Below are 26410 nucleotides of genomic sequence, written 5' to 3' on the forward strand. Positions count from 1 at the left end.
CCCGTGATGAGACGCGATGTCCGTGGTGCTCAGCGGTCCTGGGCAAGGGCATACAGCTCGCCCAGCAGACTTCCCTCGGTCGCGATGAGCTCGTCGAAGGAACCCTGCTCCCGGATGCGTCCCTGGTCGAGGACAATGACCCGGTCGGCCATCCGCACGTTGTCGAGCCGGTGCGTGACCACCACGGTGATCCGGTCCGGAGCCATGGCCCGCAGCTCCCGGAAAATGGTGTGCTCGCCGCGGGCGTCCATCTCACTGGTCGGCTCGTCCAGGACGAGCACGGCCAGCTCACGGTACATCGCCCTCGCACACGCCAGGCGCTGCCACTGGCCACCGGACAACTCGTGGCCGCCCCACACCGCGCGGGCCAGCAGCGTGTCCAACTGATCAGGCAGGTCACTCAGCGCCTTGGCCATGCCGACCCGGTGCGCCGCGTCCCAGACCCGTTCATCGCCGTGCTCGCGGGGCTGGCCCAAGGTGATGTTCTCCCGGGCGGCGAGCGGCCAGCGCCCGTACTTCTGCGGGACCAGACCAACGTGCCGCCACACCGACTCCGCGTCGGCGGTGGCCAGATCGGTGTCGTCCCACAGCACCTTCCCGCCGTTGGTGGGAACGGTCAGCCCGGTGAGCATCCGGATCAGCGTCGACTTGCCGGCGCCGTTCTCTCCCACCAGCGCCACCACCTCGCCACGGTTCAGCGTGAGCGTGATCGGCTGCACGGCCGCAATGTCCTTGCCCGGGTAGGTGTAGGAGGCGTCCTCCAGGCGGATCTGCCGCGGCGGCTTGGCCTGTGCGGTGCCGCGGGCGGTGGTCATGGCCCGGACCTCCTCGATGAAAGCGAAGTAGTCGGAGAGGTAGAGGCCGTGGTGGAACATCACCGTGCTGTATCTGATGATCGAGTTCAGGGCGCGGCCGGCGGTCTGCGAGGCGACGACGGCGGTGCCCGCGATCGCCGTCGACATGGCGCCGGTGAGCACCAGCCCAGCCAGCGAGGCCCACATACCGAGCGTGAACAGGCCGCCGAGGGACGCGGCCAGCAGCGTGATCAGCAGATAGGGGCGGGCGCCCTCTAGCTCGCGGCCTTCAACCCGGTCGCACATCGCCCGGTACCAGAAGTACAGGTAGCCGCGCATCGTGTTGGCACGCAGCTCATCGGCGAGGTCCGCCGTCGTCAGCCACCAGCGCATCATCCCGCGCACGTTGCGGGCGGAGATCGTCCGGTCGTGGACGCGGTAGTCGACCCGCGCGGCGATCACTCCACCCATCCCCCGGGGAATGACGGACAGCAGCAGCACGCCGAGCAGCAGCGGATGCAGGGAGGTGAGCACCGTCGCCGCGGACACCAGTTGGACGAGGCCGTTGGTGAGGGTCTTGGCGTCGTTGGCGAGGTCGACGGCGCGCAGCGCGCCGATCTCCGCCGCCTGGCTCCGGTCGCCGAAGCCCTCCGCGTCGTACGCGGCGAGCTCGGCCCGCATGTGGAGATCGACGAGTTCCAGATCCGCGGCTGAGGCGATCTTCGGGTTCAGGCGCCGGGTCGCCCAGTCGGCCAGGATCCACATGGCCGCGCCGGTGGCCATCGCCACGACGGCGACGGTCAGCGCGGGCCACGCGTGCGCCAGGCCCTCGCGGGGATCGTCGACCATCAACCGTGGCAGGGCCTCGGCGACGGCGCTGAGCATCACGGCCGTGCCGATGCCGGACAGCAGCTGGCACACGACGATCGTGACGGCCATGCGCCGGTCGACCGTCCACGCCAGGCGGGCCGTCTGGAGGAGTGCCGCGGGGATGCGGCGTGCCATGTCCCACAATGTGGCGTCGTCCATCGCCCGCCGGTGCTTGCGCCCGTTGTAGTCGAGCTCCGGCGGCGCGGACGGCTGCGGAACCCCGACCCGCGCCGCGGGGACGGACGCCGGCCTGTCGCACCCGCTCGCCTCGTCCACGTCCGGGGCTGTCGTCTTGTCGTGCGGTGCCGTCATGCGAACACCCCCGCCATCAGCCGGTCCAGGGTGCGCCGTCCGCGTGCGGTGACATGGGGATCGTCGTGCGCGGGACCCCAGGCCAGGCAGCTCACCGCATCGAGCGCCGCCAGGCACGCCAGGGCGTTCTGCTCCTCGGGGGTGAGATCACGGCCATAGCCCTGGAGGCATGCGGCCCGTAGGTCGGGCCGATCCGCCCAGGGGGTACAGGCCATCAGCACAAAGTCCTGCACCGCCGTCGCGAGCCGGGACCTCTCGAAGTCGATCCATCCGGCCTGTCCCAGGCCGGTCGACCACATCAGGTTGCGCTCCCACGCGTCGCCGTGGATGAACGCGAGCGGCGGCGGTGGAAGGGTACGCAGTTGCTCGGCCAAGTCGCGCACCAACTTCTGCTCCGCCGCCGTCAGTCGGTCCCCGGCCTGCTGCAGATGGTGGTCGGCTCCATCGGAGGCAGCCTGCAGAGCCTGCTCGGCCTCGGTGCGACGAGGGCCGGACAGGTCGCCGGCCGCGTAGAGGCGGGCCAGCAGGGCGCCGCCTTGCCGGTGGGCGCTGGTTTCCTCGGCGGGCGTCAGCGTCAGCTGCTTGAGCGGGCGGCCTGGGGCGGCGGTCAGGAGCAGAGTCAGATGGTCCGTGCTCGAGGCCCGCAGCTGTGGCGCGTGGCCTACGCCGAGGGCCAGCGCCGAATGACGCAGGGCCACGGTCTCGCGCTCGTACATCAGCGGTCGCGGCGAGACCTTCAGGTAGAACCGGACGTCCCCGGGCACAGAGAGCTGCCAGACACGGGAGTTCTCGTGCGGGTTCGAGGCGTCCTGGACGACCGGCCGGGCGCCGAGTGCCCTGCTGGCCCAGGTGAGCAGGGCGGGCGCGGGAGTGATCGGGTTGGTCATGCCCCCCACCTCGATGACGGTCGTGATGCGGATGAGAACAGGGCGCGGCGCACGTCGACCGGACGCCGGAAGGCGGTGGCCTCGATGGCCTGAGCGGGAGGGTTTTCGAACGCGGGGCAGAGGGCGGGAAGCACGAGGACGGGATTCACGTCAGTCTCCTTCAGCGCGGAACGGGCAGAGCAACCGGACAACGTCCCTGACCACAGAGGCGACACGGGCTCCCTCGGGCGATGGATCGAGTGCAAATTCGATGCCGGGCAGGGTGAGGCAAGTGCTGTCGGCCTAGCCGCATGGCGCCTGCCCGTTCGATTCACCCGACAAGGGGACATCGGCATCGGCGCGGCCGGTGCGCTGGTCGAGAAGGCATGACGGCGTCGACGGCACCGGTCTCCTTCGGCGAGGCGTAGGGGTGGGCTCTGCGGACGTCACCCTCGTCCACGCCACTGACAATCAGCGGGGGACAACACCGTGATCCGGACAATCCGAGTCGGCGGTGCGGTGCAGCCTCAGCCTGATGACACGGGCCGATGACCTGGGGCGGAGCAGGACGAAAGGATTCTCGAACCGCCATGCTGCAGACCGGAATTGAGCGGCGGGGCAAAGTGGCTTGATCTGCCTTCTGGCGGGGCACCGACCGGGGCGGCGAACCCCTGCATGGGCATCCCGGCAGCTAGCATCAGCACCTTCTGCAGGCACCCGTGCAGGCAGTGCTCTTGCACTCCGTGCTGCCGTCAGGGATACGTTGGCACGTACGAGGTTGGGTGCAGCTCGGACGGAGTGATCATTCGGGCAGCTTTCGTCAGGTCGTGGCTGAGCGCCATAGCCAGCGGAGCGCATCGGGGAGTAGGACTCCGCCGTGGTTGGGATTGTGGCCACCGTCGCCGAGCACGAGACGGAAGTCGTAGCCTGCTTCCGCGAGAGCGGCTGCCACACGCAGATTGCTGGCGAGCCAGTTCCTTTCGGGCCCGTTCCAGTTGAGGTCGCGGTGGCCTGCTTGCATGAAGATGCGGAGCGGTTTGCGGGGGGTGTTGGGGATCAGGGCAGGGTACGGGTTTCCGTTCGGCATCTGCGTGAAGCTGGAGAGGCAGCAGATGACTCGGCGGAACTTGTCCGGGCGCATCCACGCAGCCGTGAAGGCGCAGTTGCCGCCGCTGCTGCCACCGCAGATGCCCCATCGGTCGGCGTCCTCGGCGATCGAGTAGCGCCGTGTGACCTGGGGGATGATCTCCGTCAGGAGGAAGGTGACGTAGCGGTCGTCGAACGCGTCGTACTCGGCGTTGCGGTTCTTCGATTGTTCGGCGTTCTTCAGGACGCCGGGGTCGACGAAGACGCCGATAGTGACCGGGATGTCGCCGCGGTGGATGAGGTTGTCCAACACGACGGCGCCGCGGACTTGCCCATCCGGGTCCAGGTACCACCATCCGTCCTGGAACACCATCAGCGACGCGGGTTCGGAGGGGTCGTATTGCGCGGGCACATGAACCCAGTACCGCCTCGTGGTGCCGGGGTAGATCGTGCTCTCGCACCAGTCGAACTCCACGGTCGAGCCGACGGGGACGCCCGGCTGTATATCCGAATCGGGCCCGTGGGCGTAGCGAACGTCTTGCTGGTCCATGGGGAGCGGACGAAAGGGCAGTTCGATGGTCACGTCCGCACCCTAGAGATGCTGTCCGATCGACTCAAAGGGATTGTGTGCGGGTTGTTCGGATCGACGGCCGGGAGCAAGAGGTCAGGGCGTAGGCTCCGGGAAGGCCTCAGCGGGCGCCGGTGATGTCAAGGCGGTCGGCGATCAGGTGGCGGCAGGCTCCCTCCACCGTGCCAGTGGCGATCGGCCACCCGATGTCGAGCGCGGGTGTTGTAGTGAAGCTGGTCGAGATGCCCTGCGGGACTGCCGCCTGAAGGGGCAATGGTGTTCACCAGACCACAGAGGGCCACGATCAGCGGGCACCGCTGGTGGACCGCCGCGGAGTTGGCCGCGACGTCCGATGTGTTGCGGTCGGCCGGCTTGCCAGAACTACTGGCGTCCTTGCTGATGGACGGACCACCGGCCCAGCCGATCACCGTGGACGGCAGAGCCTTGTCGGGCTGTCCGTGATCACGGCTGTGTGAGGAGTTGGTGAACCAGGTCGGTGAAGCATCGTGCGAGGTCGCAGGCTCGTGTGATGTCGGGGCAGCGAGCCGGATCTGAAGCAGCCGCTCTTCTGACTTGGGGTGAGAGTGTCACGGGGGCGCATGATCCATGAGGTGATCTTGCGCGGGCTAGGTATGTTGGCGCGGACGGGTTCGGCGGTGCCGGCTCGCAGGGCGGCGAGGTGCTTGCGGACAACCTGGATGCTTCCCCGGTATTCGTGTTCACGGATCTCCAGGAAAGCCGCTTTCTGTCGACCTGGCCGAGCACCTCGGTGAAGCGGGCATTGAGATAGGGCTTAACGGTTCCAGGACGGCGTTGGGCCGGCGGCTGCGGGCCGGGGCCAGTAGCTCGTCGAGGTCGGTGTCGCGGAAGCGGCGCACGGTCTTGCGGTTCAGGTTCAGTCGCGGGCGATGGCGCTGATGGTCCATCCCGCTTCCTTAAGGCCTCGACCGTCTTGCTCGCCATGCGGGAAACACCCTGGCGAAACGATCCCGCGTTCCCGCCCTGACACAGGGATTCACGTAACTGCGGACAGAGCCATTTTCAAAGGTTCTCATCAACGGGGCGTGGCAGTGGCTGACGCCAGTCGCCCAGCGTCGTGAGGAGAAAACGGCGGGCGAGACGACGGATGTCGTCCCACGCCGGATCTGTGGCCAGGGCGTTGGCCCAGAGGCCAATGCGGCAGGCCGCATCGATCTCGCCGAGGCGACGGCCGATGGCCCGAAGATCGCGCAGATCCTTGGGCGCGAAAACTCCACGCTCCGCGAGTCCTTCGGAAACGCGGCAGAGGAGTTCCACCTCTTCAACGACGTCCTTCGTCTCCAGCTCATGCTCGCCCAGCCAGGCAAGCTGATCCTGGGTGTCGGCTGCGAGCAGGGCCATAAATCGCAGCGTCCAGGTGCGAAGGTGCGCGTCGCCCAGATCGTTCATACATGCAGCATCGCACCTTGCTTCCGCAACCGTGTTCGATGGCACGGAAGGGCGTCAATATCCGGCGCGGCACCCACGGAGATTGAAGCGCGAGTGCTGCTGCCGCAATCGAACAGCACCGGACAGCGGCGCCTCCCGAAGTGAACATCTGCTGTCCGGTCTCGTGAAGAGAGCCACCCCCCGCGACCGGCACGTGGAGGAATCTCGGCGTGGATTGTGCGTGGGCCGACATCGTCCTCACCGCCCCGGAGGTGGGGCTGCCGCTGTTGTCCAGCACAGTACGCAGGGCCGCGTGTCCAGCACTCGCCGCCCGCCCTTGCCCCCCGCCGGCAGCAGCCCCTCGATCACCTCCGCGCCCAGCCGCACAGCCCGCACGCCCCGCTGTTTGCCACACCTTGGCGGCTGTGCCTGAAGTCCACCGTCCACCAACGCCACGGAGACCCCGACGAACTTCTCCCGGACGTGAACGGCCACCAGAGGGTCGAGCCCCTGGCCCTGTCCCGGACAGACTGCGGACAACGCTCTGACCAGTCCGGATACCGAGCCGGCTGTCCGGGACAGCCGTTCCTGTTGCACTCCTCGGGCTGCCCCGGCAACCGTGGGATCGGCCCGGCACCCAGGACCACGACCAGCCGGCGAGAAGGAGCTGACCCATGGAGCAAGTGACACGGTGGGTGGTGCCGGCCTGTGCTGCGATCGCCCTCGGCATCACCACTGCGGGCGGCGCTCACGCGAACGTGCTCCTGGGCGCCGACCACGCCGACGCTGGCTTCGTCGGCCACGGCGAGAAGGTGTACGTGGAGCAGTAGGCGAGCTGGTCGAGCACCAGCGTGTACTGGAGTACCGACTACGGCCGCTCCGGAAGATCCACCGGAGTTCGGCCTGACGCCCGGTAGCGATTCGGAAGAGAACGCTCCGTTCGCGTTCTGATGCAACCACCCGAATGCCGCACCACCCGCGATCACTCAATCGTCGGCAGCAATGCATTCCTGTGTGTCTACGACAGCGATTTCCAATGGAGGAATCTGAATGGATTCGGTACGAGCTTGGAAGGACCCGGAGTACCGCCGGACTCTGGCGGCCCCTCCGCAGCATCCGTCGGGAACCCCAGGGCTCAGCAAGCTCGACTCGGCAGGGCTCGCAGCAGCGGCAGGCGGTGCCGGCACAGGCGCCATATGCCTGATCAAGACCGCAACTCTGACCATCCCGGTCTGGTGCGTCGTCACCCTGGCCGTGTGCCCCTGACCTGAACACCCGTCCACACCAAGAGGAAAGAGAAGTAAATGGATGCGGTAAAGGCATGGAAGGACCCGGATTACCGGGCCACCCTCTCCGTGGCCGACCGAGCAGCATTCCCTTCGAACCCTGCCGGAATCGTCCCCATGTCCCGCACGCAACTGTCGGGAGTGGCCGGCGGAACAACGTGGTGGTGCTTCGGGATAACCGTCAGCATCGCGGCGTGCGCAGGCACCAAAGGCATCTCGAGTCTCGGCTGTTGCTGACCAAAAACCAGTAAAGGAGCAGCACATGGACATCGTCCGCGCCTGGAAGGACCCGGAGTACCGGAGCACCCTCTCGGCAAGTCCGGAGCACCCGTCCGGTGTTCCCGGCCTCGTGCGCCTCGAAGCCCCGGAGCTCGCCGCCGTCGCCGGCGCCGGCTCCCAGTCGCTGTTGACCTTCGGCTGCTGCCAGTCCCCCCAGACGTTCACACTGACCAGCCCGATCGCCTGCAGCATCTCGCTGGCGATCTGCTGATCAGCAACCCGGATACACCGGCTCTCCCCGCGTCGCCGCCCAGCGGCGCGGGGAGCAGCGTTGGAAAGGCAGGACATGTCTCTTCGTAACCTTCCCTGGCACAACGCGGCCTTCCTGCACGAGAGGTCTCCCTCTGCGGTGACCGACGGTGCAGTCGAGAAGAAGCGGTGGATCGATGCCTTCGGCTCGGACGAAACCGTCGCAACTGTGGCCGGGGCGCTGGGGCTCACCCTCGACGACTTCCGGGCACGTCTGGGACCGGGGGACAGGTCGGCACCAGTGCCGTCCTGGGTACAGGATCTGCAACGGCGCGCTGAAGCAGGAGAGACGGACGAGTCTCCGTCCTGGTTCGCCGAAGACGTCAGCGTCTCGCTCCTACGCCCTGCCGCGGCACTCGTCCGAGGCAGCCAGCGCGAGCTCCACCAGCGCATTTCCGAACTCACCGCGGGGTCACGGCTTGCCGGCCTCGCTGACGCCCTCAGTGCGGCCTGGCCACAGGAGGAGATCACCAAGGCCCTCGTGCGCACCATGGTGCTGGAGCTCAACGTGGCCCGTGTCGAGGGCCGTCTGTGCGGCGACACACCTCAAGATCGGTACGCCGACTACATCCGGCTGCTCGGCGAGGAGTCCGTACAGCGGGAGCTCTGGGCCGAATACCCCGTCCTCCTCCGGCACATCGGCGACATTCTCACCGGCTGGGTCGACTCGCGCGCCGAGTTCGCCGAGCGGCTGCTGGCCGACCTCGACGAGCTCGACACCTGGTGCGACGGAGGGCTTGGCGACCTCGTCGACGTACAGTTCGGCGCCGGTGACACCCACCGCCGCGGTCGCAGCGTCGCCGTCGTGCGCTTCACCCACAAGAAGCTCGTCTACAAACCCCGCTCCCTGGCCTCCGACATCGCTTGGGAAGAGGTGCTGAGCTGGTTCCACAGGCAGAACCCCCAGCATGATCTCATCGCCCCGAGGACACTGGCGGGCGAGGGCTACGGCTGGTCCGGCTTTGTGGACCACCAACCCTGCCGGTCAGAGGCTGAACTCCGGGGATTCTTCTGGCGCACTGGCGCGCTGCTTGCCCTGAACTATGCCCTGTGCGGCGTGGATGTCCACCACGAGAACCTCATCGCCCACGGCGCCTACCCCGTGATGGTCGACATGGAGGCGCTGTTCCACGGTGCCCTTCCGACGACCGGGCGGCCCTGGTCCACACCGGCCGACGACCTCATGGTGGACGGCGTGCTCCGGGTCGGCCTGCTGCCGTCCAAACTCGTTGTCCGCAACGAAGGAGTCGCCCACGCGCTCGAGACCAGCCCTGTAGGGGTGGAGGGGCGCCAGAAGACACTCATCCCCGTTCCCGTCCCGCAGAACACCGGCACTGACGAGATGCGGTTCGTCGAGCGGCATGTGGAAATGCCCGGTGACACCACCAGTAGGGCTCGGCTGGACAGCGGGGTGGTCGATCCCCGGAGGTACGCTTTCGAGGTCGAGGCGGGTTTCGCCTGGACCCACCGCGCCATCGCAGCGGACAAGAGCAGCTGGTCGGCTCTTCTCGACCGGTTCGCCGATGTCGGGATGAGACACATCGCCCGAGCCACGGCGTACTACACGTGCCTTCTGGAGGACAGCAGGCACCCCGACTTCCTGCGCGACGCCCTGGACCGCGACCGGTTCCTCGCCCGCCTGGCCATCACCGCCGACGGCACCCAGTCATGGGAGAAGCTGGTGCCCTCGGAGATGCGGGACCTGCGCAGGGGCGACATCCCCTTCTTCTCCTCATTGCCCGGCTCCCGTGACCTGGTGGACAGCGAGGGCGTCACGATTCCCGACGTTCTCGACGAGGCGCCCATCGAAGCCGCACGCAGGCGGCTCGCCCGGCTGGACCAGAACGACCTCGACACCCAGACCATGCTGATCCGGCGGGCGTTCGACTCCCTCGAGCCGGCCTCGACTCCCCATGCCGGCCTCATCAGCCTGGATCTGCCGGACCACCCCTCCGCTCCGGACGATTCGCTGTCCGCGGCAGTCCGGCTGGCGCACAGCCTCTGTGACACGGCCATCAGACAGGGAGAGCGACTGGGCTGGATCGGACTCAACTTCGTCGACGAGTCGATCTGGCAGGTCGGCCCGACAGCCATGGACCTGTACTCCGGCATGCCCGGAATGGGCCTGTTCCTCTCCGTGGCGGCACGGCTCAGCGGCGATCCACGGCTGCTTGAGTACGCGGAGCTGACCGCGGACTCCCTGAAAGGGCAGGCACTCGCCGCCGCCGACCAAATAGCGGACACGCCCGCACCGCTGCTCAGCGAAGCTCTCAAGGAACAGGCCGATGCCGGTGCCTTCGGCGTGACCGGCAGCATGGTCTACTACCTCACCCACGCCGGTGTTCTCCATCAGCGGGCCGACCTCCTCGACGCCGCCGAGCGCACCCTGACCACCCTCGACCAGCACATCGCACACGACACCAAGTACGACGTCATCATGGGCAGCGCGGGAGCGATCCTCGCCGCGCTGGCGCTGCACGCCGTACGTCCGGACTCCGCCGCGGTCCGCACCGCCGAACGGGCCGCGGAACGGCTGTTGCTCACCGCCGAGCGCACCGGCGAAGGCATGGGGTGGCGGACCAACCTCGGTCCCGCGCCCCTCACCGGAATGTCCCACGGCGCCTCCGGGATCGCCTACGCGCTCGCTCGCCTGCATGCCGTGCGGCCACGGCCCGAGTACCCGCAGGTTGTCGAACAGGCCCTGCTCTACGAGCGTTCCACCCTCGACGCCAAGCAGGGCAACTGGCCCGACCTGCGGTACGAGGACATGGGCGGCGGCAACGGCTGCGGCATGGCCTGGTGCCACGGCGCCCCGGGGGTGGGGATGAGCCGCCTGGGCATCCTGCGGACCGTCGAGCAGGCCGACGAGGGCACGTTGTCGCTCCGGAGACTGGCCGAGGAGGACTTGCGCACTGCCGAGCGCACCACGCGAGCGGCCCACTTCGGCGTGGACGGGACGTCGCTCAACTCCTCCGGGAACAACGGCATGTGCCATGGCGACCTGGGCAACCTGGAGTTCCTCCACCTGGCTGCTCGGCACCGCGGGGACGACGCCGGCGTACACCGCGTCCAGCGGGCGGTAGCGGCTCTGCTGGAGCTAGGCAGGGACGGCTGGCTCACCGGCCAGCTCAGCCCCGAGTCACTCCCGGGGCTGATGTACGGCCGGGCCGGCATCGGCTACAACCTGCTGCGGCTGGCCTATCCGGACCAGGTCCCCTCCGTGCTGCTGCTGGACCCGCCGTCGCGGGAGGCAGACGCCTGATGGGTGACAGCCGGTGGGTGCGGCTCCGTCCCGGCGGAGCTCGCACCCGGGTTCCCGTACTGCTGCAGGACAGCATCGCCGAGTGCGGAGCCGCCTGCCTCGCCATGCTCCTCTGCGCCCACGGCCACCACGTGACCGTGCCGGAGGTCCGTGACCGTCTCGGCATCGGCCGTGACGGCGCCAACGCCGCCGCGCTTGCCGCCACTGCCGAGGAGTACGGCCTGACGGTCGAGGCATACCGGGCGGAGCCGTGGGCGCTCGCGAAGCTCACGCTCCCCGCACTGCTGCACTGGAATCTCAACCATTACGTGGTGCTCGAGGAGATCGACGCGCACCACGCCACCATCGTGGATCCGTCCGAAGGCCGGAAGAAGATCTCCCGCGAGGAGTTCGACGGCTCCTTCAGCGGTGTGGTGCTCGTTCTCGCACCGGGCCCTGAGTTCCGGGCGAAGGCCAGACCACGCGGCGAGGTCCTGGGCTTCCTCGCCCGGTACGCGCCCCGGCGTCCCGCGCTCATCGCCGGCGTACTCGGTGTCTCCGCGCTGCTGACCGCTCTGGGGCTGCTCCCCGCGCTGATCACCCAGTACGTCCTCGACGAGGTGGTCGGGAGCAGTTCCCCCCAGGTGATGTACACGCTCGGGCTGGGCATCTCCGCTCTGGTCGTAGGCCAGGCGCTGATCGGTTTCATCCGGAACCAGCTGCTGCTGCACATGCGCAACCGGATCGACCACGCCCTCATGACGTCGTTCCTGCGCCATCTGTTCCGGCTGTCGTATCCCTACTTCCAGCTCAGGAACAGCGGCGACATCCTCACCCGCGTCTCCAGCAGCATGCTGGTGCGCGAGGTACTCACGTCCCACACCCTCTCCCTCGTCCTCGACGGCGGCATGGGCCTGCTCTACATCGTCGTCCTCTGGCGACTGGCCCCGTCCATGGCCCTGGTGGTGATGGGAGCGGCCGCGTGCCAGATCGTGATCGCGCTCGCCTTCACCCCTCGGGTGCGGGAGACCAGCCGTCAGGAGATCAGTGCGATGACGTCGGCGCAGGCGCAGCTCGTGGAGTCGCTGTCGGGCATCGAGACCCTCAAGGCGGCAGGCGCCGAACGGGTCGCCCTGGACCGCTGGCAGGAGCTGTACGAGCGACAGTTGGCCTCGACTCTGCGCAAGGGCACCGTGAGCAACAAGATGGACGGCGTCATGGACCTGACCAGGTTGGGCGCCCCGCTGGTGCTGCTGTGGACGGGCGCCTGGCTGGTGATGGACGGGAACATGTCCGTCGGCACCCTGGTCGGCGCCAACACCCTGGCGGGTATGGCACTGAGCCCCATCAGTACGCTCTCCCAGACGTACCACGCCCTGCAGGGAGCGGGGGTACACGTACGGCGCCTGCGCGACGTGCTCGCCGAGCCTCCGGAACAGCCGGACCCGCGGCCCGAGGTCCCCGCCGTCCGCGGCGATATCCGGCTGGAGTCGGTGCGCTACCGGTACCAGCCGGATGCGCCGCCCGCCGTGGACGCCATCGACCTGCACATACCCGCCGGCAGCATGGTGGCGGTCGTGGGCAGGTCCGGATCAGGCAAGAGCACGCTGGCGCGGCTGATGCTGGGGCTCTACCAGCCGGTGGAGGGGCGGGTGCTGCTCGACGGCGTTCCGATCGACCGGTTCGACGTGGAGTCGGTTCGCTCCCGGTTCGGCGTGGTCGTCCAGGACAGCTCGGTGTTCAGCGGCAGCATCCTCGACAACATCAGGATCAACCGGCCGGGCGTGGGCGTCGATGACGTCGTCGAGGCCGCCACCATCGCCTGCCTGCACGCCGACATCGAGCGCATGCCGTTGGGGTACTTCACCGCGCTCGGGGAGCGGGGCAGCGGTATGTCCGGCGGTCAGCGCCAGCGGCTCGGGCTGGCCCGGGCCCTCGTCGGGCGGCCGAGCGTGCTGCTGATGGACGAGGCGACGAGCCACCTCGACACCCTCACCGAGGAAACCGTCCAGCGCAACCTTCGAGAACTCCACTGCACCCGCATAGTGATCGCGCACCGGCTCAGCACCGTGCGTTCCGCAGACCGGATCGTCGTGGTCGACCAGGGCAGAATAGTTGAGCAGGGCACCCATGAAGAGCTCATCGCCGCCGACGGCGCGTACGCGGAGCTGGTGCAGAGTCAGCAGGACCCGGCGCCGGCGAGCCTCGACTGAGCTCGACGTTTCAAGTCGCCGGTCCTCCGGCCTGCTGAGCTAGGCCGGGCCGCCTGAGGGGGACGGGCCGGACGGCAGGCCTGCGTCCCCTGTCCCTCTCAGGACCCGTCCCAAAAACCGGGGTGATGAACTGCTGCGGGTCTGATGGAGGCCCGCAACAAGGCCCCTGAACTGGCATCAACGACGCTGAGATCGCCGTCGCCGAGTACATCGACTGGTTCAACCGGCGCCGCGACCACGGCGAAGTCGCCACGTCCCACCCGCCGGGTTCGAAGCCCTCCACGCAAACGGCCACTGCACCACAAGCACCTCTGGAAACCGGCTGACCCACCCTCCACGACCCGGGCTTGACATAGACCCCCGGGCTCACAGCATGGTGCCGCGCCGGGGCATGTGCTGTGCCCGCCGGCCCGTCGGGCGGGACTCCGTCGCACTCCGTGAGCAGCCGCCCAACCGCTCAACTCCTGACCGCTTCAAACACGAAGACCTGCCCCACGCCCTCTTGTGAGCAGGACAGTTGGAGTACCTCCGCCCAGCTGTCCCGCGATCCCTCGCGGATGCCGAGGCACAGGTTGGTGTGCCGTGGGCGCAGTCGGAAACCACGGGCCGGGGCGGTAGTGCGTTCCAGGGTGAACGTCTCGGCGTCGCCTCGCCTGCCGCACGCCGCGTTCTCCATTGACGCGCCGATCGCGCGGTCCTGGCCCCTCACACCCATGCATCCAGGGCCGAACTCCGGGTGGTCGGTGGCTATCCGCCAGCTGCCCTTGCCTGCGGCTTCCAGTGAAAAGCGGGGAACCGTGTCCGCGCAGGAGGCCTGGAAGACCCGCCCGTGATCCGTGCCGACCTTCTCGGTCAGACACAGCCTCGAGTGGGCGACACGGATCCTGTAGGGCCCGGGCTTCGGGAGGTCCGATGCGTCGACGTGTGGGCTCGGCGCCGCATTCTCCTCTGCTCGGGGCCGTTCGTCGTCGCCTGTGCCCCGAAGGCCGACGATCGCTCCGGCCAGGGCGATCGCAAACACCGTCAGGACAGCGAGCACTACCTCGGTACGAGGCCGGGGACGATGGGCGGGCGACTCTGGTGCGGGCCGCGGTGCGCTCTTCGCGCCGTCGTCCTTCAGCAGGGGCACCTCCGGACCACTCGAGGAGAGTGCCACGACCGGTGCCGACTCGGCTTCGCGTGGCATGAAGCGCTGTGGCATGGCGCGCCGGTGTGTGCCGTCGAGAGCGGCGATCTGCTTGTAGACGGCCAGCCACTCTGCTATCTGGGCGGGCGAGCAACCACAGGCGCGTATGAAGGTCAGTGTCTGGTCTTCGCTCGGCAGGACCGGCCGCTGAAGCAAGTTCGCCACGGTGCTGCGAGGCAGGGTCGTCCCCAGTGCCTCGCTCCGGGTCTCCAACTGCCGGTAGGTCACGCCGGCCCAGTCCTTCAACGCGCGCAACAGCCCCACGTACTCCGCCGCGTCCGTTGCTGTCGCCGGGTCCGGTGGAAGGGACCGCTCCCCCATGTACTGCCGCCTCCTTGTGTCTGGGACGGCGGCAAAGCCGCGTCATCCCTCCTCGCACTGTTCGGGACGTGTCCCGAACGGACGTTCACCCTTGTTGCCTCATCGAAGGCAAGGCAAGAGTCGTTCACGTCAATCTCGGCGCAATCCAATTAACCTCGTTGAAAGCAGCTGATCCAGGCCCCGCTGACCCCGTCACACCAGCTCCAGAGTCACCCGGCTGGTGATCGCGTCGGCCCGGCCGGCAGCGGGCAACAAAGCCGACGCACAGGTCTGGCGCGAGTCAGACCTGCCCGCCATGGCCGCAGGAACGACGGTGATCGCGGACGGCGCTTACCTGGGCACCGAGCTGATCATCCCGCATCGCAGAAGGGCCGGACACCCCCTGCTGCGCGGCCAGGAGGAAGACAACGCCGAAGAACGACGGGTCAGGCCCCCGTCGAGCAGCCCCCTTCGCCCGCACCCCCCCGGCGCCCGCATGAGCGTCGTACGTGCCGCCGTGGTCGCCTTGTCACCGCGTAGGGAGCGGGGGTCAAGAGACGCTCCAGCGAGGGTCGCGGCCGAGGTAACGCAGGAGGACCGCCACGTCGTCGTCGCCCTCGTCGGGGGCCAGGGCGGCGGTGTACGCGCCGCGGGGGCGCAGCGGCTCGACGATCTCCCTGGCGACCTTGAGGAGAGGGCGGGCCAACTCGGACGTGAGCGGCGACGGCCGGCCCGTCGCCCGGGCGATGTCCCAGGCGTGGACCGCTGCGTCCAGCCCACACGCTGCCGAGCCGGACCACGAGGACATTCTGTGCGGCGGCACCGGCACGGGCACCTCGGCGACGTCCCGGTCGACCCCCGCCCACGCCTTCGCCGCGCGTGCCAGGGCGTCCTCCAGGAACGCCGCCGGGTCCACCCCCTCCATGTCGCCCGATGGGGCGAACGGGTCGAAGTCGGGGCCGGGTTCACCGGTCAGCCCGGCGGCGTAGCCGATCTGGTCGCCGACGGCGTGCTGGAAGACCTGGGCGACGGTCCAGCCCGCGCAGGGCGTCGGCAGCTGCCAGCCGTCGGCGGGGACGGCGCGGACCGCCGTGCGCAGTGCTTCGTGGGAGGCGTCCAGGACGTCCCAACCGCTGGAGATCACGCCATCGCTCATCGGAGAGCCCCCCATTCGTGATGCCCTCACAGTGATGAAGGTTGTTGTCATGCGTCCACTCTCGGCTTGTGGCGACAGGAGAACCAGTGCCCTCTGCGACGAGAGGACTGCCAGTACCAGGCACAACGAGCTGCCGGGCCTGCGCCGGGGCCGGCCGGTCACGGCCGCAGTCGATCCGCAAGCAGGCCGCGGCGAAGAACCGGTCGGCGTGACCTGATCAGCATCGGGTTGGAGAAGGCCGTGGAGGCCGGGCTGGAGCTGCTCGAGTTCTCCGCCTTCGACGAGATGGCCTCGAACGCGGTGATCTTCCACAACGTCCTGGACATCGCGGAGATCGTCTGCCAACTGTTGGAGAAGGGGTTGGGAGATCGCCCCCGGAGAACCTGGCCCGCATCTCGCCTTACCGGACCGAGCACATCAACCGGTTCGGCGAGTACTCCACTCACGAGTTCGGCATCCAGCCCGAGGCGTACGGCCCGAAGCCCGACGTCTACTTCGCGTCGCTGACTGAGCAGAGCATGACCACCGTCGGGTTCGGCCGGGCCGTTTGAGGCGAGCTGAAGGGCTGCGGAAGCTCTGCACAGCCTGGAGCAGCGCCGCAAGCTGGCCGAGACACTGACCAACGCGGTGTTCGTGCCCGAGGTGGGGCAGTTTGCCCCGCCCGCGCGGGTCGGGGTTCCAGGTGCACTTCGTGGAGCGCGAGCCGGACATGCCGGCGATCGGCGGGCGGCTCCTGGTGGACGCCGGACCGGACGCCGACCTCATGGTGATCGACGTGGCGGTGATGGACGGGGACTGGCGCCAGGAGGTCCGGACCCAGGTCGTAGAACGCCGCCTGGCGGCGATGGCCGATGCCTGCGGGCGTGCCGAGCCGTCGCCCGCTTGGTGGGTCAACTTCCGTGTCATCGACGAGGGAAGCCGGGGCTCGCGCGGCGGAGTGCTGTCCGAGGAGAAGGCCAAGGCCATCCGCGCCCGCCTCGGCGCCTGAGCGGACTCACACCAAAGCCCCCGGCGATCAACGGCCGGGGACTCGGGTGTTGGTGCCTGCCCTTGATGCGGCGGCGGTGATGAGCTTCGTAGAGGAACTGCGGTCCACCAGCGCGGAGTTCGCCCGCCTGTGGGACGAGGGCACGGTCGGCCCGCACGTCTCGGCCCGCAAGACCGTCGTACACCCCCAGGTGGGTGAGGTGATCTGCGACTGCGACGTGCTCACCGTCCCAGGCTGTGACATCCGCCTCGTCGTCTACACAGTGGCCGCGGGTTCCACCGACGCGGAAAAGCTGGAGTTCCTACGGGTCACCAACGGCGTCCGCGCCGACGGCCCCACGCCTCCGGGGCCCGGCCTGTTCTCCACGCCGTAACGATCGGGCCAGCCGGATCTCGTCCAACGAGCAGAGATCAGGTCCGCCAGTGGCAACGACCGCCCACGGCCACTTCGACTCGGTGTACGGCCGCAGGAACTTACCGCATCCTAAGTGAGCGTTTGATTCTCCGTTATCCGTTTGATTTCGATTAGCAATCGCGCCAGTTGGTGGTGGTTTCATGCGTGAGGCGGCGGGTCATGAGGTTGATGGCAGCGAGTTGGATCATGGCGGCTGAGCGGTGGGGGCGGGTTTCGTAGTCGCGGGCCAGGCGGCGGTGGTGCATGAGCCGGCCGAGGATGCGTTCGATGACCCGGCGGCGGGGCTGGACGTGGAAGCCGCGGGTGGCGGGGTCGCGTTGGACGATTTCGAGGTCGATGCCGAGGTGGGCGGCTTGTTCCACGGCTTCGGTCTTGTAGCCGTTGTCGGCCCAGGCTTTGGTGGCGGTGGGGTGGCGCTCGCGGACTTTGGTCAGGAGTTGGGTGCCGGCGGCGGAGTCGTGGACGCTGGCGGCGGTGACGGCCACGGCCAGCAGGAGGCCGAGCGTGTCGGTGACGATGTGCCGTTGGCGGCCGATTTTCTTGGCCGGGTCGATGCCTTGGCTGGTCAGGGGGACGGTGGCGGAGGTTTTGATGTTCTGGCTGTCGATCAGTCAGGCGCTGGGCTCGCTGGAGCGGCCTTCGGCCTGGCGGACTTTGCCGCGTAGGAGGCCGGTGAGCTGGTCGAAGATGCCGTCGGCTTCCCAGCGGGCGAAGTAGCCATAGACGGTCTGGTGGGGTGGGACGTCGTGGGGCAGGTAGCGCCAGGGGATGCCGGTGCGGTCGACGTAGAGGATGGATGGCGTTCATCAGGGCGCGCAGGTCGTGGGTGGGCTTGCGGATGCCGTTGCGGGCCTGGCGCCAGGCTTCGAGGGTGGGGCGGATGAGTTCTCAGCGGGCGTCGGACAGGTCGCTGGGGTAGGGCCGTGAGGGCTGCGTGGTGCCTGGGTGTTCGGTGGCGGCTGGCTTGAGCAGGGCCTGTGCGGGGTGTCGGTTGCACCGGGGCGTGCGTTCTCGATCTCGCGTGAACCGGTAGGTTTCTAGATGAGACGGGAACTCTTGAATGGAAAGCGGCGCATAGCTGGTCTACCGATTGCCGCAGAAGCCATTTTTCCGGCGGATCGCTTGGTTCGATGCTCGTGTCTGGCCGCTGAAAAATGAGGTTTCTGAATCGTCGGGAATGACGGTGTGTCAGTTCTCGGCGTAAGCGTCTGGATAGTCGCAAGGTGCTGTGCGGGATCCTGTTCGTGCTGTACACCGGGATCCGCTGGGAGTATCTGCCCCAGGAGCTGGGCTTCGGCTCGGGGATGACCTGCTGGCGACGGCTGCGGGACTGGAACGAGGCCGGGGTCTGGCAGCACCTGCACGAGCTGCTGCTCTCCGAGCTGCGAGCCGCAGGGCTGCTGGACTTCTCCCGCGCAGCGGTCGACTCCAGCCACATCCGCGCGATGAAGGGCGGGCAGGCCACCGGTCCGTCCCCGGTAGACCGGGGCAAGGTCGGCAGCAAGCACCACGTAATCGTCGAGGTGCACGGCATCCCGCTCGCGGCAATGACCACCGGCGGCAACCGCAACGACGTCACCCAACTCATCCCGTTGATCCAGGCCGTCCCGCCGATCCGCGGTAAGCGCGGCCGGCCACTGCGCCGCCCCAAGCACCTGTACGCCGACCGCGGCTATGACCACGAGGTCTACCGGGACAAGGCCCGCCGGTTCCAGATCACCCCGCACCTCGCCCGGCGCGGCACCGGGCACGGATCCGGCCTGGGCGTGTACCGCTGGGTCGTGGAAGGAGCGATCGCGCTGCTGCACTGGTTCCGCCGCCTGCGCATCCGCTGGGAGATCCGCGACGACATCCACCACGCGTTCATCACCCTCGGCTGTGCCGTCATCTGCTGGCGACGACTGCGCACCACACGCTGTTGAGAGTAAGGGCAAGCGATGGGCTCCAGGGAATGACCTGCTCGATGCGTCAGAACGTACGTGGCCAGTCCGGCCCCCACAGCCTCACATCCGGGATCTCAGCACGTCGACCTCACAGCCCGGCGCGAAGGGGTCGAAGCCGTGCTCGACCAGCCAGCGAACCACCAGCAGGCTTCGCAACGACCACCACGCGTGGATCACGTCGAGGTCGACGTCGGTGCCATAACCTGCGATGACGTCGTCGAGGTGCTCCTCGTGTCCGAGCGTCAAGGTGGCGAGGTCGAACAGGGCATCACCCCGGCCCGCCTCGGACCAGTCGATGATGCCCGTGACCTCGTCGCCGTCGACGAAGACGTGATCGATCTGCAGGTCGCCGTGTGTGAACGCCGGAGTCCACGGCCGGAGCGCGGCCTCGGCGACCTGGCGGTTGCGGGTGACCAGGTCGGCGGGCAGGATGCCGTTCGTCACGAGCAACTCGCACTCGCCGTCGAGTTCCGCCATCAACTCGTCGGGACTCCGGCGGCGCCGGCCGGCCCAGGGCGGCAATGGCGCTTCGTGCAGCTTCCGGATGGCGGCGCCCGCCGCGGCCCACGCCGCCGGCGACCCGGTCGACGGCTCACCGAGACGGCCGAGCACCGTCCCCGGGAGTGCGGCGATCGCGAGCACGGGCGGTTTGCGCCATAGGACCTCCGGGGTCGGGACCGGCGCGAGGGACATCGCCTTGACCTCGACGTCGATGCGCGCCTGATCGGTGTCCACCTTCAGGAACACATCGCCGACACGCAGAGTCGCGCGCTCGGAATGGGCGACCACGACTTTGACCTCATCCATGGGCGACCAGTATCCCGGGGGTGTTCGCCGACGTCGCCGGGTTTATTGCGTGCGATTACGCGGCTGACCGCGTCCCGCTACCCGGCGGCCTCGTGCACAACACCGCCCTCTGACCAGGTCAAGCCCACCATTTTTGTTAGGAGTCCTTAGACGACGTTTTCTTTGGCGAGGCGCTACCTGTTGGGGGAAGATGGCGCAAGTGTGCAGCTCATGGTGATCGTTCGCGGAGAGGAACTCATTGGGTATGTACTGAGCAGTGGTCGCGGCTTGTGTACGTCGTTCTTGGGCTGATATTCCTTGCCGTGTTCGTCTGGCTGGGCATCGCTCTCTTCAGCGCCGGATGATGATGGTCGACTCCACTGTCGTGCGGGCCCACCAGCACGCCGCCGGAGCCCTCAAAAGGGGGCCGAAGGGCGAAACGAGCTGGCCGACCACGCACTCGGACGCTCCCGCGGCGGGCTGAGCACGAAGATCCATCTGGCCGCAGACAGCCATGCACGGCCCTTGGCTCTGGCCATCACAGCGGGCCAGGCCGGTGACGCGGCCGCCTGCGAGGCGGTCATCCCGCGGATCCGCGGCCACCTGCGTCGCCGGCAGATCCGCGCGGTCATCCTGCAGCCGTCCGACCAGGTCGGCCACCCACCCGGCTTCGACGCGGATACCTACAAGCAGCGCAACACCGTCGAGCGGTGCATCAACCGCCTCAAGCAGTGGCGCGGCCTGGCCACACGAACTGACAAACTCGCCATCGCCTACCAGGCCGCACTCCACCTCGCCGCCATCCTCATCTGGGCAGGACGCTGACCAAAGAGACAGAACCTAGGTGTTGCGGGTCAGGACGTTGGTGACGGCGCATAGTGGTGGGCAAGATTGGTGGCGAGGTCGCGGAGGTGAGCCCTGGCTTCGGTGGGGCCGTGCACAGTGATGGCGCTCCCGAACGGCAGTAGTGCTCGCACATCCTCTATATGCAGGAAGCGGATTGTTACCTTGTGGCCGGTGGCGGATTCTTCATGGCCGTCCCGGACGAGTCGTAGGCCAAAGATCCGTTGCGCTCGCTCGATCTGGGCCTGGTCGATGGTGGCGCTGACCTCTATCGCGTGGTTGTGTTCCCACTGATCAATGAGCGCTGCAGCGACGGTGGCCAGAGTCTGGTTCTCGCGGATCCGTCGTGGCTGGTCGACTTCTTTCCACGTCGTGATCCGTTCGAGTCGGTACATCCGTGGCGCTCGGGCACAATCGGCGACGAGGTACCAGATGCCGGCCTTGGCGAACAGCCCGTAGGGATCCACGACCAGGTCGCGTGGGCATGACTCGCGTGGGCTGTCGTATTCGATCCGTAGCCGGCGACCTCTCCGCACCGGGCCGATCAGCGAAGCCGGAGTGCCGAAAGCTCGTGCCTGACGCCAGGGACGGCTGTCCACGTGCACTACGTCGGTGAGCGGCAGGAGCTCATGAACTCGACGTGGCTGTGTAGCGGCGATCTTGGAGAGCGCGCGCTGGCTTTCGACCGATGCGTTGAGCTCCGCACGTTGCTTCTCATCCAGCCCAGTGAGCGACAGATGATCACGCTCGCCCGGTGTGAGTCGCGTGAGGTCGAGTCCGGATCCGGGCAGCATGGTCACGCCTCCGAGGCGGCCCCGGTGTGCGGTCACCGGTAGGCCGGCGTCGCGGAGCCAGTTCAGATCTCGGGTGATGGTTCGAAGGGACACCCCGAGCGCTGAGGCGAGTTCCTGTGTGGTCACGGCATCCCTCGATTTGAGGAGCAGCATCAGGGTGAAGAAGCGGTCTGGGGTCACACACCAATTTTTTCAGTAATTGCGACACGATGCGGCGCATATCCCGGTCAGGCTGGTGGATGCGTACCTACGACCTGTGAGAAGGAACAACCATGACCACATCCGTCGTGTCCATCGTCTACGTGAACGACGCTCCCGCCGCAGCTCGTTTCTACGGCGACCTCCTCGGCATGAGCCCCTCGTTCGAGACTCCGGGATACATCACCTTCGACCTCGGGTCAGGCGCTGACCTCGGTCTGTGGTCTGGCCAGTTCGAGGATCTGTCACCGGACGTCCCGCGCACCAGTGAGGTTTGCCTGGCCATCGACGGTGGACCCGATGAGGTCAACGCGACCTTTGAGCAGTGGAAGTCCAAGGGGGTCACGATCCTGTGCGAGCCTCATGATGCGGGGTTCGGGCTGACCTTCCTCGCAGCCGATCCTGACGGGAACCGTATCCGCGTCGCACCGCAGGACTGAGAGGCCGCAATGCGGCAGGCGCGCACGATAGGTGTCGCGCCTGCCGTCGTCTGGCTTCGAGAGGACGACGAGTGCCCCACGCGAATGCGCCCCTGAGCGTCGAGGGCCGTAGGCGGCTCGTGAAGCGGTGCCAGACACGTCCCATCGCCCACGTCGCCGCTGAGATGGGTATCTCTCGCACATGCGCCAGCAAGTGGGTAAATCGCTGGCGGCTACACGGTGATACGGGATTGCAAGACCGGCCGTCGAGTCCGCACCGGAGTCCGAACGCGACTCCAGCACGGGTCATCGAGCAGATCGAGTCCTGGCGCCGCGAGCTCAAGTGGTCCGCGCAACGGATCACCGACGAACTTGTCAGTATCGGTTTTGTGATCGACCGGCGAACTGTTAGCGGACATCTGATCCGGCTCGGCCTCGGCAAACGCCGCTTCCTCGACCCAGGCGGTGAGAACAACCGGAAGCCGGGGGAGATCCCTGCTCGCTGGCCCGGACACATGGTGCACCTGGATGTGAAGAAGGTCGACCGGACCCCTGATGGCGGCGGGTGGCGGATCCACGGCCGGAACAGCGATCAGGCCAAGGTGGCTAGTCGGGCGAAGTCGGCCGGGGCAAAGCGTGGCCATGTCTACCTGCACTCCGTCGTCGACGGTTTCTCACGGCTCGCCTACACAGAACCGCTGGGCGATGAGAAGGGCGCGACGGCTGCTGCTTTCCTCGCCCGGGCGAAGGTCTGGTTCGCCGCCCACGGCATCAACCACATCCACCGGGTCGTCACCGACAATGGCGCTTGCTACCGCTCCGGCGACTTCGTCCGCATCGTCGGGCAAGGCACCCGGCATCAGAGAACCAAGCCATACACACCTCGGCACAAGGGGAAGGTGGAGCGCTACCAGCGCATCATGGCCGAGGAAGTCCTCTACGCCCGCGAGTTCACCAGCAAGGACGCCCGGTCAGGAGCAATAGTCAAGAGTTGTGGATGGGGCCTTCCGGCGCGGTGATCTCGGCGGCCGCGAGCCGGGCGTTTTCGCGCACCTACGAGGCGGTATTGGCGGACAACGGCGCGGCGGTAGCCCCCAGTGTGACAACATCAACGCATGGGCATCTTCGACTCCATCGCGCGTGGCCTCGGTAGCCTCCGCCCGCTGGCCGACGCGGAACTCGAAGACGAGCGCGAGGCGCTGCGACAGCGTTACGTATCTAGTGGGGATGTCAACGAGGCGTCGAAACTCTACGACGAGCTGCACCACTACGACGAAGAGATGACGCGCCGTGCAAACGAGGCCTATGCCCGCGAGAACCCGAACCCACCAAAGCCTAGGCATCGCGAGCACGGGTGGTACCTGCCGAACGACGACTAAGCGTTGTCCCGTAACTGCTGGTCGCAGTGAGCCGGTAACGCCCGCCGGTGTCAGCCGAAGAGAAGGTCGACGTCCTTCTCGATGCAGAGCTGCAAGACGACCACCAACTGTCCGGCGTCGTCTATGTGCCGTTGGAGAAGTGGGTCGGTGCTTCCGCCTTGAGGCTGGTCGGCGACCTCCTGCAGGCGGGGCAGGATCGCGGCGCACTGGGCCGGCGTGAGGTCGGGGCCGTCATCATCGGGATGGTTGAGGAGTGGTGCCAGGGCGGTGAAGACCTCGTTCCACGGGCGCTGTCCGCCGAAGCCGTGCATCTCGTCGAGTGCGAACCCCTCGGCCTGTGCAAGCCACCGCCGGAACACTCCGAAGCCGGTGTAGGACCACGAGACGTCCGGGCTGCTGGTGTCATCGTCTCCTGGGAACAGAACGAGCCCCACATGTCCTCCTCGTTGACCGAGCACACAGGATCGGCCTCAGGGAAGGGCGACAGCAACTGAAATGACTCGCCGTGACTGGTGTGATCACGGCGTCGGAGTCGTCCTGGATAGCTCCGTTCACCGGGCTGAACCCTCGGCAGTTCGGCAAGCTGGTCACCGCGCTGCGGCGTGAGGGTGCCGGCCCGGTCCGCAAAGGCGGCCCTGGAGTCTGTCGCTCAAGGACCGAGTGTTGCTGGTCGCCGCGTACTGGCGCACGAACCTCACCCTGCCCCAATTGGCGCCGGGGTTCGGGATATTGAAGTCGGCAGCCGACCGCATCATCGGCGGCCTCGGCCCGTCGCTCGCATTCCAGCCCACAGACGGTTCCGCAACCGCACCGTGCTGATCGTGGACGGCACCTTGGTGCCCACCCGCGACCACACCATCGCCGAGCAGTCGGAAAATTACCGGTACTCCACCAATCATCAGGTCGTCATCGATGCCGAGACCCGGCTCTCCGTCGCCGTCGGCCGGCCAGTGTCCGGCAACCGCAACGACTGCAAGGCGCGGGAACTGTCCGGCGTGAAGAACGTCGTCGGCCACACCACGGTGATCGCGGACGGTGGCTACCGCGGCACCGGTCTGGTCATCCCGCACCGCCGCGAACGCGGGCGGGCCGAACTCCCGGACTGGAAAGAAGAGCACAACCGTTCGCACCGTAAAGTCCGCGCCCGCGTCGAGCACGTCTTCGCCCGCTTGAAGACCTGGAAGATCCTCCGCGACTGCCGCCTCAAAGGCGACGGGGTTCACCACGCAATGCATGTCCTTCACGCCGCCACCTCGGACCGTTCGACCAGGATGCCGTTCTCGAAGCGTGCACCGGCGCGGACCAGGGGGACCAGGTGGGCTCCGGTGATCGCGTGCCACCGCGCCTGGGCGGACTCGACCAGTTTGAACACCATCGCGAGCGCGGCCGCCGGGCTGCTGGCGCCTCGGGTGACCTTGGTGCGGAGCTTGACCGTGGAGAAGGTCGACTCGATGGGGTTGGTGGTCCGCAGGTGGATCCAGTGCTCGGCCGGGAAGTCGTAGAACGCGAGCAGTTCGTCCCGGTCCTCGGTGATCTTCGCGACGGCCTTGGGGAACTTGGCGCCGTAGGTCTTCGCGAACGCCTCGATCGCCTTCTCGGCGTGAGTGCGGGACTCGGCGTTGTAGATCTCCTGCATTGCCTTCGTCGCGCCGGGCAGTGCGGACTTGGGCAGGAAGTTGGTGACATTGCGGGATTTGTGAACCCAGCACCTCTGCGGCCTCGCGGCCGGGAACACCTCGGCGAGCGCCCGCCAAAGGCCTATGGCGCAGTCCCCGATGACCAGCTCAGGGTCGCGCATGCCGCGTCGGCGGCAGTCGCGCAGCAGGTCGGCCCACGGCTCGGTCGACTCCCGCAGGCCCTCGGCCAGGGCGATCAGTTCCTTGGTGCCGTCCAGCCGGACGCCGAGCAGGACCAGGACGCAGGAGTGGGCTTGGCCGAGTCGGACCTTGGGGTGCACGCCGTCGGCCCAGACGTAGACGAAGTCGCGATCCGACAGGTCCCGGGTCTGGAAGGCGGCGTGGTCCTCGCTCCACTGCTTGGTCAGCCGGGTGGCGGTGGCCGGGGACAGGCCGGCGGTGCCGCCGAGGAACTGCTCCAGGGCGGGGACGAAGTCTCCGGACGCCAGGCCGTGCAGGTAGAGCAGCGGCAACACCTCTGAGATCTTCGGCGACTTGCGGCGCCACGGCGCCAGGATCTTCGAGGAGAACCGCTTGCGCTCGCCGGTGGCGTCGTCGACGCGGCGGTCGTTCACCCGCGGAGCTCTGACCTCGACCGGTCCGGCGGCAGTGACCACGGTCCTCGCCTTGTGGTGGCCGTTGCGGACCACCAGGCGCCGCCCGTGCTCGTCAATCTCGGCGGTCAACTCGGCTATGTACTGGTTGACTTCCGCCCTCCAGAGCGGCAGCCAGCATCCGGCGGGCGCCCTCCCGGACGATCTCGTCGATCAGGGAGCCGGACTGGGTGGAGCCGCCGTCGGTCACTACGCTGAGCGCGGGCGTACCTTCCCGACCCGCGCTGCAACGCGGGCCTACTCGCTGACCATCAAAGGATCATTCGAGAAGGTACGTCTTCCGCGTGCCTGCCGGAACTGATCCACAGGTCTCCAGCATTGCTCCCCGGTCAGCCGCGATCGCAGTGTGGAACATCCACTACAACTACCACCGGCCGCATAGTGCTGCCGCCGGAAAGCCGCCAGCAGCATGCCTGCGCGAGAGCGTCATCAACGTCGAGCCCTCATACATCTAGTGGGGTGCGAGTGGGTTTTGAGTGGGGGGTTGGATGGTGGGTGGGAGTCTGGGAGGGATGTTTATGGATGGTGTTGGTGGGGCTGTGT

Annotated in this window: 21 protein-coding genes and 7 pseudogenes; 16 read left to right on the plus strand and 12 right to left on the minus strand. The window is 67.6% G+C overall.

Annotation, left to right across the window (positions count from 1 at the left end):
• Window positions 1–29: 29 nt before the first annotated feature.
• The 4 genes from NW895_RS34145 to NW895_RS34160 all read right to left on the minus strand — a co-directional run bounded on the left by NW895_RS34145 (window position 30) and on the right by NW895_RS34160 (window position 5924).
• Complete coding sequence (locus NW895_RS34145; RefSeq protein WP_289940640.1) at window positions 30–1976, minus strand: ABC transporter ATP-binding protein; 1947 nt, start codon at window positions 1974–1976, stop codon at window positions 30–32.
• Window positions 1973–2863, minus strand: a complete 891-nt coding sequence (locus NW895_RS34150) for an aminoglycoside phosphotransferase family protein (RefSeq protein WP_289940641.1) — start codon at window positions 2861–2863, stop codon at window positions 1973–1975. The genes NW895_RS34145 and NW895_RS34150 overlap by 4 nt, the downstream gene beginning before the upstream one ends.
• Before the next feature lie 799 nt (window positions 2864–3662).
• Complete coding sequence (locus tag NW895_RS34155; RefSeq protein WP_289940642.1) at window positions 3663–4511, minus strand: alpha/beta hydrolase-fold protein; 849 nt, start codon at window positions 4509–4511, stop codon at window positions 3663–3665.
• A gap of 1026 nt (window positions 4512–5537) precedes the next feature.
• Window positions 5538–5924 (minus strand): hypothetical protein, encoded by a 387-nt coding sequence (locus tag NW895_RS34160; protein ID WP_289940643.1) that lies wholly within the window; start codon window positions 5922–5924, stop codon window positions 5538–5540.
• Window positions 5925–6577: 653 nt separating this feature from the next.
• Between NW895_RS34160 and NW895_RS34165 the strand changes: the two genes are divergently transcribed.
• From NW895_RS34165 to NW895_RS34190, 6 genes are all read left to right on the plus strand, one after another.
• The gene (locus NW895_RS34165; protein WP_289940644.1) at window positions 6578–6733 is read left to right on the plus strand and encodes a hypothetical protein; all 156 of its coding nucleotides are present in this window, start codon (window positions 6578–6580) and stop codon (window positions 6731–6733) included.
• Between the two features lie 220 nt (window positions 6734–6953).
• A complete protein-coding gene (locus NW895_RS34170) occupies window positions 6954–7169 on the plus strand; it encodes a mersacidin/lichenicidin family type 2 lantibiotic (RefSeq protein WP_289940645.1) in 216 nt (71 codons plus the stop codon).
• A 38-nt stretch (window positions 7170–7207) separates the two neighbouring features.
• Window positions 7208–7426, plus strand: coding sequence for a mersacidin/lichenicidin family type 2 lantibiotic (locus tag NW895_RS34175; RefSeq protein WP_289940646.1), 219 nt, complete (start codon window positions 7208–7210; stop codon window positions 7424–7426).
• A 25-nt stretch (window positions 7427–7451) separates the two neighbouring features.
• A complete protein-coding gene (locus tag NW895_RS34180) occupies window positions 7452–7679 on the plus strand; it encodes a mersacidin/lichenicidin family type 2 lantibiotic (RefSeq protein ID WP_289940647.1) in 228 nt (75 codons plus the stop codon).
• A 138-nt stretch (window positions 7680–7817) separates the two neighbouring features.
• Entirely contained in the window at window positions 7818–10979 is a 3162-nt protein-coding gene (locus NW895_RS34185) for a type 2 lanthipeptide synthetase LanM family protein (RefSeq protein ID WP_289940648.1), read from the plus strand.
• A complete protein-coding gene (locus NW895_RS34190; RefSeq protein WP_289940649.1) occupies window positions 10979–13171 on the plus strand; it encodes a peptidase domain-containing ABC transporter in 2193 nt (730 codons plus the stop codon). The genes NW895_RS34185 and NW895_RS34190 overlap by 1 nt, the downstream gene beginning before the upstream one ends.
• Window positions 13172–13628: 457 nt before the next feature.
• On the opposite strand, the gene NW895_RS34195 is transcribed toward NW895_RS34190, so the two are convergent.
• On the minus strand, window positions 13629–14678 hold the full coding sequence (locus NW895_RS34195) for a helix-turn-helix transcriptional regulator (RefSeq protein WP_289940650.1): 1050 nt from the start codon (window positions 14676–14678) through the stop codon (window positions 13629–13631).
• A gap of 211 nt (window positions 14679–14889) precedes the next feature.
• Between NW895_RS34195 and NW895_RS41345 the strand changes: the two are divergent.
• A pseudogene (locus NW895_RS41345) lies at window positions 14890–15108 on the plus strand (transposase); the annotation flags it as partial.
• A 99-nt stretch (window positions 15109–15207) separates the two neighbouring features.
• On the opposite strand, the gene NW895_RS34200 reads toward NW895_RS41345, so the two are convergent.
• Both NW895_RS34200 and NW895_RS34205 read right to left on the minus strand, forming a co-directional pair.
• Window positions 15208–15813 carry a TIGR03086 family metal-binding protein gene (locus tag NW895_RS34200; protein WP_289940651.1) on the minus strand — a complete coding sequence of 202 codons (606 nt, stop codon included), beginning with the start codon at window positions 15811–15813 and terminating at the stop codon, window positions 15208–15210.
• A 158-nt stretch (window positions 15814–15971) separates the two neighbouring features.
• Window positions 15972–16139, minus strand: a complete 168-nt coding sequence (locus NW895_RS34205; RefSeq protein WP_289940652.1) for a hypothetical protein — start codon at window positions 16137–16139, stop codon at window positions 15972–15974.
• Window positions 16140–16465: 326 nt separating this feature from the next.
• On the opposite strand from NW895_RS34205, the gene NW895_RS34210 reads away from it, so the two are divergent.
• Together NW895_RS34210 and NW895_RS34215 are read left to right on the plus strand one after the other, a co-directional pair.
• Window positions 16466–16801: a hypothetical protein gene (locus tag NW895_RS34210; protein WP_289940653.1), complete on the plus strand. Its 336-nt coding sequence runs from the start codon at window positions 16466–16468 to the stop codon at window positions 16799–16801.
• Between the two features lie 76 nt (window positions 16802–16877).
• Window positions 16878–17174 carry a hypothetical protein gene (locus NW895_RS34215; RefSeq protein ID WP_289940675.1) on the plus strand — a complete coding sequence of 99 codons (297 nt, stop codon included), beginning with the start codon at window positions 16878–16880 and terminating at the stop codon, window positions 17172–17174.
• 151 nt (window positions 17175–17325) lie between these two features.
• Here NW895_RS34215 and NW895_RS41350 read toward each other — a convergent pair.
• Window positions 17326–18097, minus strand: a pseudogene (locus tag NW895_RS41350) (IS5 family transposase).
• 326 nt (window positions 18098–18423) lie between these two features.
• On the opposite strand from NW895_RS41350, the pseudogene NW895_RS34230 reads away from it, so the two are divergent.
• Window positions 18424–19137 (plus strand): annotated as a pseudogene (locus NW895_RS34230) (IS5 family transposase); the annotation flags it as partial.
• A gap of 81 nt (window positions 19138–19218) precedes the next feature.
• Here the strand turns inward: NW895_RS34230 and NW895_RS34235 are convergent.
• Window positions 19219–19965 carry a phosphotransferase gene (locus NW895_RS34235; RefSeq protein WP_289940654.1) on the minus strand — a complete coding sequence of 249 codons (747 nt, stop codon included), beginning with the start codon at window positions 19963–19965 and terminating at the stop codon, window positions 19219–19221.
• A gap of 438 nt (window positions 19966–20403) precedes the next feature.
• Here NW895_RS34235 and NW895_RS34240 point away from each other — a divergent pair.
• Window positions 20404–20769, plus strand: a pseudogene (locus tag NW895_RS34240) (transposase); the annotation flags it as partial.
• Window positions 20770–20798: 29 nt separating this feature from the next.
• Here NW895_RS34240 and NW895_RS34245 read toward each other — a convergent pair.
• Window positions 20799–21761, minus strand: coding sequence for a WYL domain-containing protein (locus NW895_RS34245; protein WP_289940655.1), 963 nt, complete (start codon window positions 21759–21761; stop codon window positions 20799–20801).
• 92 nt (window positions 21762–21853) lie between these two features.
• Between NW895_RS34245 and NW895_RS34250 the strand changes: the two genes are divergently transcribed.
• The 3 genes and pseudogenes from NW895_RS34250 to NW895_RS34260 all read left to right on the plus strand — a co-directional run bounded on the left by NW895_RS34250 (window position 21854) and on the right by NW895_RS34260 (window position 23577).
• On the plus strand, window positions 21854–22219 hold the full coding sequence (locus NW895_RS34250) for a VOC family protein (protein ID WP_289940656.1): 366 nt from the start codon (window positions 21854–21856) through the stop codon (window positions 22217–22219).
• A gap of 71 nt (window positions 22220–22290) precedes the next feature.
• Window positions 22291–23181, plus strand: a pseudogene (locus tag NW895_RS34255) (IS481 family transposase); the annotation flags it as partial.
• 132 nt (window positions 23182–23313) lie between these two features.
• Entirely contained in the window at window positions 23314–23577 is a 264-nt protein-coding gene (locus tag NW895_RS34260) for a hypothetical protein (protein ID WP_289940657.1), read from the plus strand.
• Window positions 23578–23627: 50 nt separating this feature from the next.
• Here the strand turns inward: NW895_RS34260 and NW895_RS34265 are convergent, their stop codons facing one another.
• On the minus strand, window positions 23628–24011 hold the full coding sequence (locus NW895_RS34265) for a hypothetical protein (protein WP_289940658.1): 384 nt from the start codon (window positions 24009–24011) through the stop codon (window positions 23628–23630).
• A gap of 71 nt (window positions 24012–24082) precedes the next feature.
• On the opposite strand from NW895_RS34265, the pseudogene NW895_RS34270 reads away from it, so the two are divergent.
• Window positions 24083–24806, plus strand: a pseudogene (locus tag NW895_RS34270) (transposase); the annotation flags it as partial.
• Window positions 24807–24817: 11 nt separating this feature from the next.
• Here the strand turns inward: NW895_RS34270 and NW895_RS34275 are convergent.
• Window positions 24818–26057, minus strand: a pseudogene (locus tag NW895_RS34275) (IS256 family transposase).
• 94 nt (window positions 26058–26151) lie between these two features.
• On the opposite strand from NW895_RS34275, the gene NW895_RS34280 reads away from it, so the two are divergent.
• A complete protein-coding gene (locus tag NW895_RS34280; protein WP_289940659.1) occupies window positions 26152–26322 on the plus strand; it encodes an integrase core domain-containing protein in 171 nt (56 codons plus the stop codon).
• Window positions 26323–26410: the final 88 nt, after the last annotated feature.

Origin of the sequence: Streptomyces sp. S.PNR 29, assembly GCF_030386795.1 — a bacterium.
Lineage (GTDB): Bacteria > Actinomycetota > Actinomycetes > Streptomycetales > Streptomycetaceae > Streptomyces.

Bases quoted from the DNA above. Each gene is read 5' to 3' on its own strand.
- NW895_RS34145 (WP_289940640.1), bottom strand. From the start codon at position 1,976: ATGACGGCACCGCACGACAAGACGACAGCCCCGGACGTGGACGAGGCG.
- NW895_RS34150 (WP_289940641.1), bottom strand. From the start codon at position 2,863: ATGACCAACCCGATCACTCCCGCGCCCGCCCTGCTCACCTGGGCCAGC.
- NW895_RS34160 (WP_289940643.1), bottom strand. From the start codon at position 5,924: ATGAACGATCTGGGCGACGCGCACCTTCGCACCTGGACGCTGCGATTT.
- NW895_RS34165 (WP_289940644.1), top strand. From the start codon at position 6,578: ATGGAGCAAGTGACACGGTGGGTGGTGCCGGCCTGTGCTGCGATCGCC.
- NW895_RS34170 (WP_289940645.1), top strand. From the start codon at position 6,954: ATGGATTCGGTACGAGCTTGGAAGGACCCGGAGTACCGCCGGACTCTG.
- NW895_RS34175 (WP_289940646.1), top strand. From the start codon at position 7,208: ATGGATGCGGTAAAGGCATGGAAGGACCCGGATTACCGGGCCACCCTC.
- NW895_RS34180 (WP_289940647.1), top strand. From the start codon at position 7,452: ATGGACATCGTCCGCGCCTGGAAGGACCCGGAGTACCGGAGCACCCTC.
- NW895_RS34190 (WP_289940649.1), top strand. From the start codon at position 10,979: ATGGGTGACAGCCGGTGGGTGCGGCTCCGTCCCGGCGGAGCTCGCACC.
- NW895_RS34195 (WP_289940650.1), bottom strand. From the start codon at position 14,678: ATGGGGGAGCGGTCCCTTCCACCGGACCCGGCGACAGCAACGGACGCG.
- NW895_RS34200 (WP_289940651.1), bottom strand. From the start codon at position 15,813: ATGAGCGATGGCGTGATCTCCAGCGGTTGGGACGTCCTGGACGCCTCC.
- NW895_RS34205 (WP_289940652.1), bottom strand. From the start codon at position 16,139: ATGTCCAGGACGTTGTGGAAGATCACCGCGTTCGAGGCCATCTCGTCG.
- NW895_RS34235 (WP_289940654.1), bottom strand. From the start codon at position 19,965: ATGGATGAGGTCAAAGTCGTGGTCGCCCATTCCGAGCGCGCGACTCTG.
- NW895_RS34250 (WP_289940656.1), top strand. From the start codon at position 21,854: ATGACCACATCCGTCGTGTCCATCGTCTACGTGAACGACGCTCCCGCC.
- NW895_RS34260 (WP_289940657.1), top strand. From the start codon at position 23,314: ATGGGCATCTTCGACTCCATCGCGCGTGGCCTCGGTAGCCTCCGCCCG.